16 protein-coding genes are annotated in these 12,564 nt (G+C 34.7%); 12 read left to right on the top strand and 4 right to left on the bottom strand.

What is annotated here, in order from left to right:
- The first annotated feature begins 56 nt into the window (after positions 1-56).
- From rlmD to E0W73_RS00785, 3 genes are read left to right on the top strand one after another with little or no spacing between them, the layout of a single operon-like run.
- Positions 57-1,469, top strand: coding sequence for a 23S rRNA (uracil(1939)-C(5))-methyltransferase RlmD (rlmD, locus tag E0W73_RS00795; RefSeq protein ID WP_135220187.1), 1,413 nt, complete (start codon positions 57-59; stop codon positions 1,467-1,469).
- Between the two features lie 10 nt (positions 1,470-1,479).
- Complete coding sequence (locus E0W73_RS00790; RefSeq protein ID WP_135220186.1) at positions 1,480-2,019, top strand: DUF6452 family protein; 540 nt, start codon at positions 1,480-1,482, stop codon at positions 2,017-2,019.
- Positions 1,991-2,791, top strand: a complete 801-nt coding sequence (locus tag E0W73_RS00785; protein ID WP_135220185.1) for a DUF6048 family protein — start codon at positions 1,991-1,993, stop codon at positions 2,789-2,791. The genes E0W73_RS00790 and E0W73_RS00785 overlap by 29 nt, the downstream gene beginning before the upstream one ends.
- A 152-nt stretch (positions 2,792-2,943) precedes the next feature.
- On the opposite strand, the gene E0W73_RS00780 is transcribed toward E0W73_RS00785, so the two are convergent.
- The 3 genes from E0W73_RS00780 to E0W73_RS00770 all read right to left on the bottom strand — a co-directional run bounded on the left by E0W73_RS00780 (position 2,944) and on the right by E0W73_RS00770 (position 5,327).
- The gene (locus E0W73_RS00780; RefSeq protein WP_135220184.1) at positions 2,944-3,636 is read right to left on the bottom strand and encodes an aspartate/glutamate racemase family protein; all 693 of its coding nucleotides are present in this window, start codon (positions 3,634-3,636) and stop codon (positions 2,944-2,946) included.
- Between the two features lie 18 nt (positions 3,637-3,654).
- Positions 3,655-3,891: a hypothetical protein gene (locus E0W73_RS00775; protein ID WP_135220183.1), complete on the bottom strand. Its 237-nt coding sequence runs from the start codon at positions 3,889-3,891 to the stop codon at positions 3,655-3,657.
- 278 nt (positions 3,892-4,169) lie between these two features.
- The gene (locus E0W73_RS00770; protein WP_135220182.1) at positions 4,170-5,327 is read right to left on the bottom strand and encodes a THUMP domain-containing class I SAM-dependent RNA methyltransferase; all 1,158 of its coding nucleotides are present in this window, start codon (positions 5,325-5,327) and stop codon (positions 4,170-4,172) included.
- A gap of 149 nt (positions 5,328-5,476) precedes the next feature.
- Between E0W73_RS00770 and E0W73_RS00765 the strand changes: the two genes are divergently transcribed.
- The 6 genes from E0W73_RS00765 (at position 5,477) to E0W73_RS00740 (ending at position 9,648) form a co-directional block, all read left to right on the top strand.
- Positions 5,477-6,241 (top strand): class I SAM-dependent methyltransferase, encoded by a 765-nt coding sequence (locus E0W73_RS00765; RefSeq protein WP_135220181.1) that lies wholly within the window; start codon positions 5,477-5,479, stop codon positions 6,239-6,241.
- Positions 6,242-6,324: 83 nt separating this feature from the next.
- On the top strand, positions 6,325-6,993 hold the full coding sequence (locus E0W73_RS00760) for a ZIP family metal transporter (protein WP_135220180.1): 669 nt from the start codon (positions 6,325-6,327) through the stop codon (positions 6,991-6,993).
- 603 nt (positions 6,994-7,596) lie between these two features.
- Positions 7,597-8,409, top strand: a complete 813-nt coding sequence (murQ, locus tag E0W73_RS00755; RefSeq protein WP_135220179.1) for an N-acetylmuramic acid 6-phosphate etherase — start codon at positions 7,597-7,599, stop codon at positions 8,407-8,409.
- A 193-nt stretch (positions 8,410-8,602) separates the two neighbouring features.
- Positions 8,603-8,824 carry a DUF6095 family protein gene (locus E0W73_RS00750; RefSeq protein WP_135220178.1) on the top strand — a complete coding sequence of 74 codons (222 nt, stop codon included), beginning with the start codon at positions 8,603-8,605 and terminating at the stop codon, positions 8,822-8,824.
- A gap of 20 nt (positions 8,825-8,844) precedes the next feature.
- A complete protein-coding gene (locus tag E0W73_RS00745) occupies positions 8,845-9,072 on the top strand; it encodes a hypothetical protein (protein WP_244248407.1) in 228 nt (75 codons plus the stop codon).
- Between the two features lie 3 nt (positions 9,073-9,075).
- Positions 9,076-9,648, top strand: coding sequence for a pentapeptide repeat-containing protein (locus E0W73_RS00740; protein ID WP_135220176.1), 573 nt, complete (start codon positions 9,076-9,078; stop codon positions 9,646-9,648).
- Positions 9,649-9,754: 106 nt separating this feature from the next.
- Here the strand turns inward: E0W73_RS00740 and E0W73_RS00735 are convergent, their stop codons facing one another.
- A complete protein-coding gene (locus tag E0W73_RS00735; protein ID WP_135220175.1) occupies positions 9,755-10,558 on the bottom strand; it encodes a DNA alkylation repair protein in 804 nt (267 codons plus the stop codon).
- A gap of 129 nt (positions 10,559-10,687) precedes the next feature.
- Here E0W73_RS00735 and E0W73_RS00730 point away from each other — a divergent pair, with 129 nt between their 5' ends.
- The 3 genes from E0W73_RS00730 to E0W73_RS00720 all read left to right on the top strand — a co-directional run bounded on the left by E0W73_RS00730 (position 10,688) and on the right by E0W73_RS00720 (position 12,510).
- Positions 10,688-11,035, top strand: coding sequence for a winged helix-turn-helix transcriptional regulator (locus E0W73_RS00730; protein ID WP_135220174.1), 348 nt, complete (start codon positions 10,688-10,690; stop codon positions 11,033-11,035).
- 198 nt (positions 11,036-11,233) lie between these two features.
- Positions 11,234-11,809 (top strand): DUF1572 family protein, encoded by a 576-nt coding sequence (locus E0W73_RS00725; RefSeq protein ID WP_135220173.1) that lies wholly within the window; start codon positions 11,234-11,236, stop codon positions 11,807-11,809.
- A 239-nt stretch (positions 11,810-12,048) separates the two neighbouring features.
- Positions 12,049-12,510, top strand: coding sequence for a hypothetical protein (locus tag E0W73_RS00720; RefSeq protein WP_135220172.1), 462 nt, complete (start codon positions 12,049-12,051; stop codon positions 12,508-12,510).
- Positions 12,511-12,564: the final 54 nt, after the last annotated feature.

The raw sequence follows: 12,564 nt of genomic DNA, 5'->3' as shown, positions 1-12,564 counted from the left end.
CTAAAATATTTTCAAAATAAAATTTGTAAAAGTTTTCAAAGCCTTATTTTTGCGCTATGGGAAGAAAAAATACAGACAAAGTCGTCTTTCATCAAATTGAGGTGCTTGATGCTGGAGCAAAAGGAGTATCGGTGGCCAAGGCGCCCGACGGAAAAGTAATCTTTATTCCGAATGTGGTTCCGGGGGATGTAGTTGACGTGCAGACATTAAAAAAAAGAAAAGCATATTACGAAGGTAAAGCGGTAAAATTTCATGAATATTCAAATTACAGAGTAGATCCAATCTGCGAGCATTTTGGGGTTTGCGGAGGTTGCAAATGGCAGAATATGAAATACAGCCAACAGCTTGCCTTTAAACAAAATGAAGTTAAAAATCATTTACAGAGAATTGGAAAAATAGAGCTTCCTGAATTCGAAAACATTCTAGGTTCTGAGAAACAGTTCTTTTACAGAAATAAAATGGAGTTTTCTTTTTCGAACAGCCGCTGGCTAACTGAAAAAGAGATTGGAAGTACAGAAGATTTAGGAAACAGAAACGCATTAGGCTTTCATATTCCGAAAATGTGGGATAAAATTCTTGATATTACAAAATGTCATCTGCAGGAAGACCCTTCAAATGCGATACGTAACGAAATCAGAGCCTTTGCCAATGAGCATAATTTAGCATTCTTCAATCCGAGAGAACATTCAGGATTATTGAGAACGGTTATGATCCGCACAGTTTCTACTGGCGAAATAATGGTATTGATTCAGTTTTTTGAAGAAGACAAAGCAAACAGAGAGTTAATCCTGGACCATTTATACGAAAAATTCCCGCAGATTACTTCATTGCAATACGTCGTAAACGGAAAACCAAACGACACTATTTACGATCAAGATGTAATTCTTTATAAAGGAAGAGACTATATCCTGGAAGAAATGGAAGGTTTGAAATTCAGCATCAATGCTAAATCATTTTATCAGACCAATTCTGACCAGGCCTATGAATTGTATAAAATAACTCGAGATTTTGCTGGCCTTACCGGAAACGAAACTGTTTACGATTTGTATACCGGAACTGGAACCATAGCCCAGTTTGTTTCTAAAAAAGCAAAAAAAGTTATTGGAGTTGAAAGTGTTCCTGAAGCGATTTTGGACGCAAAAGCTAATGCCGAACGCAATAATATTACCAATTGTGAGTTTTTTGTTGGAGACATGAAAGTGGTTTTTAACGAAGCTTTTATTGCGCAGCATGGTAAGCCAGACGTAATCATTACCGATCCGCCTCGCGACGGAATGCATAAGGATGTGGTGGAACAAATTTTAAAAATAGCTCCAGAAAAAGTTGTTTATGTAAGCTGTAATTCGGCTACTCAAGCACGTGACTTGGCTTTGATGGATGAGAAATACAAAGTAACGCGCGTGCGTCCTGTTGATATGTTTCCACAGACTCACCATGTCGAAAATGTCGTACTTTTAGAACTTCGATAATAAACTTTAGATGAAAAAAATAATAGCTGTTTTACTGCTTTTTACTTTTGGCCTGTCAAGCTGTGAAAAAGACGATATCTGTGATGCCAACACACAGACAACTCCAAGATTAGTGATTACTTTTTACTATGACGATAATCCTACGACTGTACGAAATGTTTCCAACATGAAGGTGGTAGGTGTTGTAGATGGTGTTGATCAGCCAGAAGGAATTATTTTTAATGAAAACGGCACATCGACGACAAGATACCTTACAAGTGCCAGCACAGTTTCTGTACCTCTACGAGTAGATGCCGATACGGTTACTTATAAATTTATCTATAATGCATCGAACACGGCTCAGTCAAATACTGATCTTTTGACAATTAATTACTCCCGCACCAACACTTATGTATCAAGGGCATGCGGTTACAAAACCACTTTTCAGCTTCCGACTACAAACGACGTTGTTTATAGCGCTGGCACCGATGGAGAATGGATGAAAAATACTGAAGTAAAAATTCGTAACATTGAAACTGAAAATGAAACACACGTTGAAATCTTTTTTTAGTATTTGTTTATTGTTTTCAATGTTTTTGGCAGAAGCTCAAGAAACACCAACAGTAAAAAAAGAAACTGCAGAAAAAAAAACAGTCCAAAAACCTGAAGCCAACGAAACTGTAAAAGACAGTCTCGTAAAAACAGACCGTTATGGTCTTCGCGTTGGTGTTGACTTATTCAAGCTTACTCGGGCATTTTACGATAAAAACTACAAAGGAATAGAATTTGTTGCCGACTGGCGTTTGACAAAAAAGTACTATATCGCTGCAGAACTTGGGTTTGAGGACAAAACAACAGAAGACGATCGATTAAACACAACTGCAACCGGAACATATATAAAGGGAGGTTTTGATTATAATTTTTACGAAAACTGGCTCGATATGGAAAACCTTATCACTATAGGTCTTCGCGGTGGTTTTAGTGCTTTTAGTCAGGACTTGAATAGTTATAAAATCTACAACCCGAATCCGTACTGGGGAGAACTGCCTCCTGTGGAAGTCAACCAAAAATACAACGGATTAAGCGCAGCCTGGCTTGAAGTTGCACTGGGACTTAAGGCAAAAGTTTTTAATAATGTTTTTGTTGGCTTTGGTGTACAGTTAAAACTGCTGGCGATGAACAACAAACCATCAGGTTTTGACAATCTTTACATTCCAGGTTTCAACAGAACGTATGACGGTAGTTTTGGTGTCGGTTTTAACTATACTGTTTCTTACTTTATTCCGATTTACAAGAAAAAAACAATTGTACCGGCACTGATAAACGAAAGCCCAAAGAAGTAAATTTCTAAAATGAGAAAACTGTTCGTTTTACATGTTTAGCCAATTTGTTTGGCACAAAAAAATCTCAGTAAAAGTTAGAGAATATCGGAAACCAAAAAAGCCATGACTTTTGAATTTAGGAAGTTCATGGCTTTTTTATGTTTCCTTATTTTCTAGGACAACTGAAAATCGATAGCGGCCTTAGCATGTATTAAAGTGGTATCAAAAATCGGAACAGACAAATCTTCTGCCTTGATAACCAGCGGAATTTCTGTACAACCTAAAACAATGCCTTCAGCACCATTTTTAATAAGTTGGTTGGCGATTTGCAAATAACGCTTTTTAGTTTCGTCACTTACAACACCTCTTCCCAATTCTTCAAAAATAGTATAATGAATAAAATTTTTATCTTCTTCAGAAGCTGGAATTAGTGCTTCAATTCCTTTTTGAGAAAGTTTGCCTTTAAAGAAATCAAGCTCCATAGTGAATTTTGTTCCTAGTAAGCCTACTTTTTTAATTTTTTGCTTTTGGATTTCTAAGGCCGTTTCAACTGCAATATGAATAACAGGAAGATCAATTGCATCCTGCAGTTTATCAGCAATCAAATGCATCGTATTAGCGCATAAAACAATCGCTTCTGCCCCGCCCGATTTTAGGAATTCACAACCTTTGAAAAGCATTTGAAAAGTCGATTCCCAATCATTGACATCGTTATTCTTTTTGATATCGGCGTAATTAAACGAGTAAATCAAACATTCGGAGAAATTTAATCCGCCGAGTTTTTCATTTATTCCTTTATTAATTAAAGTGTAATAATCTGATGTCGAAACCCAGCTGATGCCGCCGATAAGTCCAATTTTCCTCATAAATTACATTGTTTTTAATTACCCGATTTCTTTAACTCCTTTTACAAAAAGCCATTTCATAAAAAGCTTTTCGCCGTCTTTTGTTCGAACAGCCTGAAATTTAGGCCCCACAATAGTTCCTATCACAAAAGCCGTAAACGGAATCCAAATTCCTGTTAAGCCTGTATAAGCCGCGATTAAAAATCGGAAAGCAATAAATAGGATTGCAAAACATCCTAATTGATATAAAAAAGCTCTTACTTGTAGTTTTGACATTTTTTTTAAAGTTGCTAAGGTTCTAAGTTGCTGAGATGCTAAGTTTTTTCCGCACCTTGTCTTCTTAGAAGCTTAATTGTTATTTTTTAGTTGCTGAGGTTCTGAGATGCTAAGGTTCTAAGTTTTCCTTTGAATCTTAAATAACAGAAACCTTAATTGTTTAAATTTTCTTTATTCTATTTTTAATTAACTAAAATTCTTAGCACCTAAGAACCTTAGATCCTTAGAAGCTTAGAAGCTTAGAACCTAGAAGCTTAGAACCTTAGAAGCCTAGCGCCTTAAATCTGAAATTTCGTTCTCTTGCTTCCTTCGTACATTTCGTATTTAACCAAGCGCGCTTCAAGGCTTCCGTTAAAAAGTTTGATTTTTCTTGATGGTTTTAATCCTACGAATTTCAACGCTTCTAGATTTGCTGTGATAAACCAAGCGTTTGTTCCAGGATAATTTTTCTTCAACGTATCGCCGATATTTGCATAAAAACGTTCCATGTGTATATCTAAACGCTCATCATAAGGCGGATTGAAAACAATGTGAAGTTTTCCTTCGGTTTCTTTTTCACTATCAAAAAAGTTGCCCTCGTTCACTTTTATGTAATCTTCCAAATTGGCATTTCTTATATTGTCTTTTGCTTTGCTTACGGCACTTGGAGCTTTATCAAAACCTTTAATTGTGTAATGAAACTCCCTTGTCTTTTTCATCAAACTGTCAATGATTTTATCAAACAAATCATTATCCCAGTCTTTCCATTTTTCAAAAGCAAACTCTTTTCGGTTGATGTTTGCCGGAATATTGCAGGCAATCATTGCTGCTTCTGCCAAAAAAGTTCCAGAACCGCACATTGGGTCTAGAAAATGACTTTGTCCGTCCCAGCCTGACAATAATAAAATTCCTGCCGCTAAAACTTCATTAATTGGAGCAATATTCGTAGCCGTTCTGTAACCACGCTGATGAAGTGAAGCTCCAGAAGTATCCAAAGCCACAGAAACCTGATCTTTATCGATATGAATATTAATACGTAAATCTGGATACTGTTTATCGATACTCGGGCGCTGACCAGTTCTTTCTCTAAACTGATCTACGATAGCATCTTTACATTTTTGAGAAACAAATTCAGAGTGATTAAAATAAGTAGAATGAACCGTTGTATCTATCACAAAAGTCTGATTGGCGTTTAAATGTTTAGACCAGTTCAAACCCGAAATACCTTTGTATAAAGCCTGTTCATTGTTTGCTCTAAAAGAATAAATTGGTTTTAAGATTTTAAGAGCCGTACGCAAAGACAAATTGGCTTTATACATAAAACCTTTATCGCCTTTAAAACTCACCATTCTCACTCCTTTTTCAACATCCTGAGCTCCGAGTGCACGTAATTCATTTTCTAATATTTCTTCAAAGCCAAAAAAACATTTGGCAATCATCTTAAAATTTTCTTCCATCTTTTCTTTTAAATTAAAAAAAACTAAAACTTAAAGATGCAACAAATACTACATCTCACATAATGCAACAATGTATCGTTGCTTAATAGTTATTTTTCGGCAAAAATACACTAAATTTGCCGGACTTTAAATTAATTGAAATAGAATAAATGTCTGTAACGCATAACGAATCAATTCCGAATCAGGAAGGTGATAATCAAAACTGGTATTCTTCATGGTTTGATACACCTTATTACCATATTCTTTATAAGGATCGTAATTATCGTGAAGCTCAGGTTTTCATGGACAACTTAACGCATTATCTGAATCTGCCCGAAAAAGCAAAAGTATTGGATTTAGCTTGCGGAAAAGGCCGTCATTCTATCTATTTAAATCAATTAGGTTATGATGTTCTGGGCGCCGATTTGTCTGAAAACAGCATTACAGAAGCCAGCAAAAACAGCAACGACACCTTGCATTTTAAAGTGCACGATATGCGCGAACCTTTTGAAGAAAAGTTCGATGCCATCTTCAATTTGTTTACCAGTTTCGGTTATTTCGAAAACGACGATGACAACTTGACTACTTTAAAAGCAATCAAAGAAAGCCTTTCAGAATACGGTTTTGCCGTCATCGATTTTATGAACGTAACAAATGTGATTGAAAACCTTGTTCCGGAAGAAACCAAAACCGTTGACGAAATTGATTTCCACATTAGAAGATATGTTGAAGACGGACACATCTTCAAAGAAATTGATTTTGAAGACAAGGGAAGAAAATATCATTTCACAGAAAAAGTAAAAGCCTTAACGTTAAAAGATTTTCAGGATTTAATGGACGAAGCAGGAATTTTCCTTTTGGATATTTTTGGAGATTACAAACTCAAAAAATTCCATAAAACCGAAAGCGAAAGATTAATCATGATTTTTAAATAGCTTTAATCGTTAAATCAGTTTGTTTTGACACATTGACTAAAAACCGATTACACAATTAAACAAAAAACGATTAAACAAAAAAGATGAACTATCTATTACCCTTATTTTCTGTACTTTTAGGATATAGTGTGGCTTTGTTTATAAAACCAAAAAACAAAACCAATTTAAAATTACTGCTGGCCTTTAGCGGTTCTTTTTTATTGTCATTAACCGTGATGCATTTATTGCCAGAAGTTTATTCTTCTCACAATCATAAAATCGGAATCTTCATCATGGTCGGAATCTTATTCCAGATTGTATTAGAATTTTTCTCGAAAGGTGCCGAACACGGACACGTTCACGGACACGCAAAAATGTCTCAGATTCCGTGGCTTTTATTTATCAGTTTATGCATTCATGCTTTTTTAGAGGGCTTTCCCGTTAGCCATCATCAGGGTCTAGCCATCGGAATCGCCATTCATCACTTACCGATTGCCGTTATTCTCACCACTTTTTTCATTAATGCCGATTTAAACAAAAAAGCAATTTTTGCTTTTATGCTGACTTTTGCCGTAATGACGCCTTTAGGAACGATAGCATCTCAGTATCTGCCAATACTAAACGAGTATTATACCGAAATAACTGCAATCGTAATCGGGATTTTATTCCATATTTCATCGACAATTATTTTTGAAAGCAGTGAAGGACATAAATTCAATATCGCCAAAGTGTCTATGATTGTTCTCGGAATTTTATTGGCGTTCTTTTTATAGATATCCTAACAGGTTTCCAAAAACCTGTTAGGTATAAATTTAAAGTTCTAAAACATAAATACCTAACAGGTTGAAAAAACCTTTTAGGATAGTAAACTCAAAAACATTTAAGGTAAGGAATAGCAGGGCGTGCCCAAATTTACAAAAGGCGCTATTTAACAAACCGCTTATGTGCGCCTTCCGCAAATTCGGTCGGGCTATCCAGTCCGCGGTGGCGGATTCTTCCTATCCCTCACGCGAAAAAATGTATAATAAATACCTAACAGGTTTTTAAAACCTGTTAGGAAACGAATCATTATCTAATTATCAAATTGACTAATTATCTAATTTAATTCGCCGTTCTCTTCTTCTCATCCTGATTTCCAAATGCACGCTCTTTTACGTTGATTTTAGTATTTCCAAAATTGTAAACCACCGTTAAACGAGCAAATCGGTTACTTTCTTTGCTATTCCGGTTAATAAATCTAGTTTATTCATTTATTAAGCTAAAAATTTAAACAAATATACTGTTTTAGTCTTTTTAAAGGAATAATAGAAAGCGATTACACAGTAATACAATTAAATAAAAAAGAGTAATTTTGAAGCATCACTATTCAACAAAAAATGGCTTTTACAAAAACAACCGAACAATCTTCAAAATACGAACATTTAGAGAAAATGTCAGTTAACGAACTGCTGACCAATATTAACAACGAAGACAAGACCGTTCCTCTAGCTGTAGAAAAAGCGTTGCCTCAAATCGAGGCTTTGGTAACACAGACTGTTGCAAGTTTAAAATCGGGCGGCCGTATTTTTTATATTGGCGCAGGAACATCAGGGCGCCTGGGAGTTGTTGATGCTTCTGAATGCCCTCCTACTTTTGGGGTTCCGTTTGATTTGGTCAACGGAATTATTGCCGGTGGTGACACTGCGATACGCCGTGCCGTAGAAAATGCCGAAGACAACGCAACACAAGCTTGGATTGACTTGCAAGCGCACAACATTAATCAAAACGATATTGTAATCGGAATTGCTGCTTCTGGAACTACACCTTATGTTATTGGCGGTTTAGAAGCTTGTAATGCAAACAATATTGTAACGGGATGCATCACGAATAATGCAGGAAGTCCGCTGGCTTTAACCGCAAAATTTCCGGTTGAAGTAGTTGTGGGACCAGAATTTGTAACCGGAAGTTCGAGAATGAAAGCCGGAACAGCACAAAAACTGGTTTTAAACATGATTTCGACCGCAACGATGATTCAGCTCGGAAAAGTAAAAGGAAACAAAATGGTTGATATGCAGTTAAGCAACATCAAACTGGTAGATCGTGGCGTCAAGATGATCATGGGAGAAATTCCGGTTTCTTACGAAGAAGCTTCAGAATTATTAAAAAAATACGGCAGTGTGAGAAATGCTGTTGATAATTATAAAAAATAAAAGTATTTTGCATTGCAGTTTGGTTTAACCGCAAAGTACGCTAAGGTTTACGCAAGGTTCGCAAGTTTTTCTAAAGCTTTGCGAACTTTGCGTTTTATTAAAGTTCTAATGTAAAAAAACTTTGCGAACTTTGCGGTTAAATACAAGTCCAGCAACTTGAAACTAAAAAAACCTGAAACTTGAAACAAAAAACATGGCAACAAATAAACCATTACTTATGAAAGGAATAAAATATTTAACTGGCGCACTACCGTTAATGTTTATTGGTCCTTCAGTAATTTACAACGCATTTCAAAATCAGCATACGAATTGGCACTATTTGGTTTTAGGAATCGGAATTGTGGCTTGTTTAGCTTCAATGTTTTTGATCTTTTTAGGATTGAAAATTATTATGAAAGGGATATTTAATGACTAATTTTAAATCTTTTTTTGAATATGGAAGAAGATATTAAATGGATTCATCAAGAAATTGATAAAATAAAAAATCCACAAACTATTAAAAAGCTAAAAAATCTTCTTGAGTCTATTCATTACCCTAATATTGATTCTGTTAATTCTTATAATTTAGATTTAGAAAATTCCATTAAAGCTATTAAGGATGGAAAATTTTACACTGAAGACCAAGCTAGAGAAAGAATATTTTCAAAATATAATACTTTATAAAAAATGGAAAGTCTAATTCACATTCAGAAAACATTTGAGAAAGTCGTTTACATTGATAAACGAATCAATAATCGTGAATTTGAAGACTGTGTTTTTAAAAACTGTGATTTTTCGAGCAGTAATTTTGGTTCGAATACATTTTTAGACTGCGAATTTATTGACTGTAATTTGTCTATGACCAGTTTAGCTGGAACGAGTTTAAAGAATGTTACTTTTAAAAATTGCAAACTTCTTGGAATCGCTTTTAACGAATGTGACGATTTCTTATTTCAGGTTTATTTTGAAGATTGCACCTTAGATTATGCCTTGTTTTCGAATAAAAAAATGCCCAAAACCAAGTTCATCAATTCTTCGGTAAGAGAAGTTACTTTTATCGGAACGAACTTAACGAGTTCTGTTTTTGAGAATTGTAATCTTGATGGTGCTATTTTTAACGAAACACAATTGGCTTCTGTAGATTTCAGAACGGCCTACAATTACAAAATCGATCCTGAATTTAATGCGATGCGAAAAGCGCAATTTTCGACAGAAGGTATTGTAGGGCTTTTGGATAAATATGATATTAAAATTGTTTAAAAGTTGCCACTAATTGCACGAATTTACACAAATTATAGCTAAATGATTTTTAAAAGAAAAATGTAATTCGTGAAAATTCGTGCAATTAGTGGCTAAAAACAAAAAACTACTTTTCAATTGTTCGCAATGCTTTTTTAATAACGTAAAGTGTTTCTTTTGTGGGACTATCTTTTTTCCACTTTTCGCATAAATCTTTTACAAAATCTGGTCTCGTTTTACTGGCATCATTGAGCCAGTTTCCTACACTATCCTGAACGTATTTGGAAGGATCCGACTTCAAAGCATTTAAAATCTTTAAGCCTAATTCTGGTTCTTTTTTCAATTTTTCAATATGTTCACACCAAACTCCTCTTGGTCTTGTCGATTCAGTTGCAAAACGTCTGATATTTTCATCTTCACTGGAAGTCCAGGGCAATAAAATTTCCAAACTTTTGTCTAAATTCTTTATAATACTGGAACGAATGGCCAGCCACGAAATTTCTCTTACACCAAAATGCTTATCGGCTGACAGGAATTGAATTTGCTGTAACATTTCTTCAATTGTCAACTCTTCTTTTTTTCCAATGGTATAAGCAAACCAACATCGAACCAGATCCGATTTATGTCTTGAGATTATCGAAAGTATCTCAGCATCATTATTAAGAATTGATTCGGTTAATAATCCTGTTCCTATAGCTTCATTTATCGTATTTACGGTTTGCTTTTTCAAATTGCTGATATCGGTTAAAATAGGCTCCAAATATTCCATTCGATGAGACTCTTTCAATACATTTTCTAAAAGCTTCGTTTGATTCACAGCAAGCCATTCAACCAAATTGACTGTTTCGATTTCGCCTTTATTTAGCTGTTCTAAAATTGAAGTCGGAATATCTTTTGTCGATCGTGCTCCTTTACGTTTTATTTCGTTCATAGTTTCAATTTGACAGGATCAATCCTCTATTATGCTTAAAATTTTGATTATTTTTGTAAAGGTCGGAAAATGGGATTTGCCCAGCAATACCGCACATTTTTATCCCATAGGGAAATAAAAGTCAATTTTATGCAAACAAAGGAACAAAACACGGAAAATAAAATCTGTCCGCTGGAAATTGCCGTGAATACGATTAGCGGAAAATGGAAAATTCCGATTGTATGGCAGATTAATGAAGGTAAAAAAAGACCTAGTGAATTTTTAAGAGGCATTGCAAAAGTCGATCGTCGTGTTTTGAATCAGCAATTGAACGAAATGGTTGCCGATGGTATTTTGATAAAACAATCGTTTAATGAACTTCCTCCAAGAGTAGAATATTCACTTACTGAAACAGGAAAACAATTAGTCGAAATACTCTGGAAATTAAATGACTGGGGAAAAATATTGATTTCTGAAACTAAACCACAATGGACTTGAAGTCCATAGATTTGACTTAAAGTCTGCAAGATTGCAAAGCTTAATCTCAACCACAAATTGCACAAATTTTCGCCAATAATTTGTACAATTTGAGGTTAATAAATTTTTAGAAGCTGAAAACGAAATAAACTAAAGTGCATAGTTTTAAACTGTTTTTGAGACCAATAAAGTTGAGCTATAATCTAAAACCTTTGAAACATGAAAACCGATGAATCCTATTTAGAAAGCGTTAAAAAACAATTTTTATATTACAAAATGCTTGGCGAAAAAGCAATTGGTCAACTCGAGCCAAACCAGCTTTTTGTATCATTTAATGAAGATACCAACAGCATTGCAACCATTGTAAAGCACATTTCTGGAAATATGCTTTCTCGCTGGACCGATTTTCTGACTACAGACGGCGAAAAAGAATGGAGAAACCGCGATGCCGAATTTGAAAATGATTTAAGTTCTAAAGAAGAAGTTTTAGAAATTTGGAATAAAGGCTGGAATTATCTTGAAAATGCTCTTCAAAATTTAAACCCAGAACAGCTTACTGATATTATTTATATACGAAACGAAGGTCATACCGTTATTGAAGCCATAAACCGTCAGTTGGCGCATTATCCGTATCATATTGGCCAGATTGTTTTTTATGCCAAACAATTGAAAAACAGCGAATGGAATAGTTTATCGATTCCGAAGAATAAATCGGTAAATTACAATGCTGAAAAGTTTGCCAAAGAAAAAGAAATTAAGAACTTTACTGACGATGAATTAGAGAGATTAAAATAACCCGTTGGGCGTAATTAAAAAATAAAAGCATTTTAACACATAGAAGCATAGTTTTTTGTGCCGGAAAAAGAAAATGGAAGAAACAAGTTTCCACACATAGCTAAACTATGTGCATTTAGACTAGTGAAACGCCTTTTTTAAGTTTAGTTAAACTATGTTTCTATGTGTTGAAAATAATTTCACCCAACGAGTTAAAATAGTTTTCTGAAACCATTTCTTTATTAACTTAGAAATATACCATGGCCTCAAACGACGAAACGCATCATTTTCTGCCTAGCGGTGAATGGGAAGGATTTTATTGTTACTCTAGCACACCACAGCAGCATAAAATGTCTATTGAATTGCGTTTTTCAAATTCTGTAATTTCTGGTTCCGGAATTGACGATGTTGACTCTTTTATCTGGAATGGGAGTTATGATTTAGAGCATTTCAAAATCAAAATGATTAAAAAATATCCAACACACATCATCAATTATCAAGGAGACGTTGACGAAAATGGCATTTGGGGTGTTTGGGATAATCCCGAAGATTTTAGCGACTTGGCAAAATCGGAGCCCGAGATCTTCAAGAAATTCAAAGCATGGACACATGGTGGATTTCATATTTGGCCCAAAACCTCAAAAAGTGAATCTAAAGAAGAAAGCAGTGAAGAAATCAAAGAATCAAAAAAATTAAAAGAATTTTATATACAGAAAGTCTGATTATAACAAAACTCATTCTTGTTATCCTAAAACCCTAGCCCTGATTGAAATGGA

The sequence above is a fragment of the Flavobacterium foetidum genome (assembly GCF_004634245.1).
Taxonomy (GTDB): domain Bacteria; phylum Bacteroidota; class Bacteroidia; order Flavobacteriales; family Flavobacteriaceae; genus Flavobacterium; species Flavobacterium foetidum.
This window is presented reverse-complemented; position numbering and strand designations above follow the sequence as displayed.

Bases quoted from the DNA above. Each gene is read 5' to 3' on its own strand.
- E0W73_RS00745 (WP_244248407.1), top strand. From the start codon at position 8,845: ATGGAAGAAGATATTAAATGGATTCATCAAGAAATTGATAAAATAAAA.
- E0W73_RS00735 (WP_135220175.1), bottom strand. From the start codon at position 10,558: ATGAACGAAATAAAACGTAAAGGAGCACGATCGACAAAAGATATTCCG.
- E0W73_RS00730 (WP_135220174.1), top strand. From the start codon at position 10,688: ATGCAAACAAAGGAACAAAACACGGAAAATAAAATCTGTCCGCTGGAA.
- E0W73_RS00720 (WP_135220172.1), top strand. From the start codon at position 12,049: ATGGCCTCAAACGACGAAACGCATCATTTTCTGCCTAGCGGTGAATGG.
- E0W73_RS00790 (WP_135220186.1), top strand. From the start codon at position 1,480: ATGAAAAAAATAATAGCTGTTTTACTGCTTTTTACTTTTGGCCTGTCA.
- E0W73_RS00785 (WP_135220185.1), top strand. From the start codon at position 1,991: ATGAAACACACGTTGAAATCTTTTTTTAGTATTTGTTTATTGTTTTCA.
- E0W73_RS00750 (WP_135220178.1), top strand. From the start codon at position 8,603: ATGGCAACAAATAAACCATTACTTATGAAAGGAATAAAATATTTAACT.
- rlmD (WP_135220187.1), top strand. From the start codon at position 57: ATGGGAAGAAAAAATACAGACAAAGTCGTCTTTCATCAAATTGAGGTG.
- E0W73_RS00765 (WP_135220181.1), top strand. From the start codon at position 5,477: ATGTCTGTAACGCATAACGAATCAATTCCGAATCAGGAAGGTGATAAT.
- E0W73_RS00770 (WP_135220182.1), bottom strand. From the start codon at position 5,327: ATGGAAGAAAATTTTAAGATGATTGCCAAATGTTTTTTTGGCTTTGAA.
- E0W73_RS00740 (WP_135220176.1), top strand. From the start codon at position 9,076: ATGGAAAGTCTAATTCACATTCAGAAAACATTTGAGAAAGTCGTTTAC.
- E0W73_RS00780 (WP_135220184.1), bottom strand. From the start codon at position 3,636: ATGAGGAAAATTGGACTTATCGGCGGCATCAGCTGGGTTTCGACATCA.
- murQ (WP_135220179.1), top strand. From the start codon at position 7,597: ATGGCTTTTACAAAAACAACCGAACAATCTTCAAAATACGAACATTTA.
- E0W73_RS00725 (WP_135220173.1), top strand. From the start codon at position 11,234: ATGAAAACCGATGAATCCTATTTAGAAAGCGTTAAAAAACAATTTTTA.
- E0W73_RS00760 (WP_135220180.1), top strand. From the start codon at position 6,325: ATGAACTATCTATTACCCTTATTTTCTGTACTTTTAGGATATAGTGTG.
- E0W73_RS00775 (WP_135220183.1), bottom strand. From the start codon at position 3,891: ATGTCAAAACTACAAGTAAGAGCTTTTTTATATCAATTAGGATGTTTT.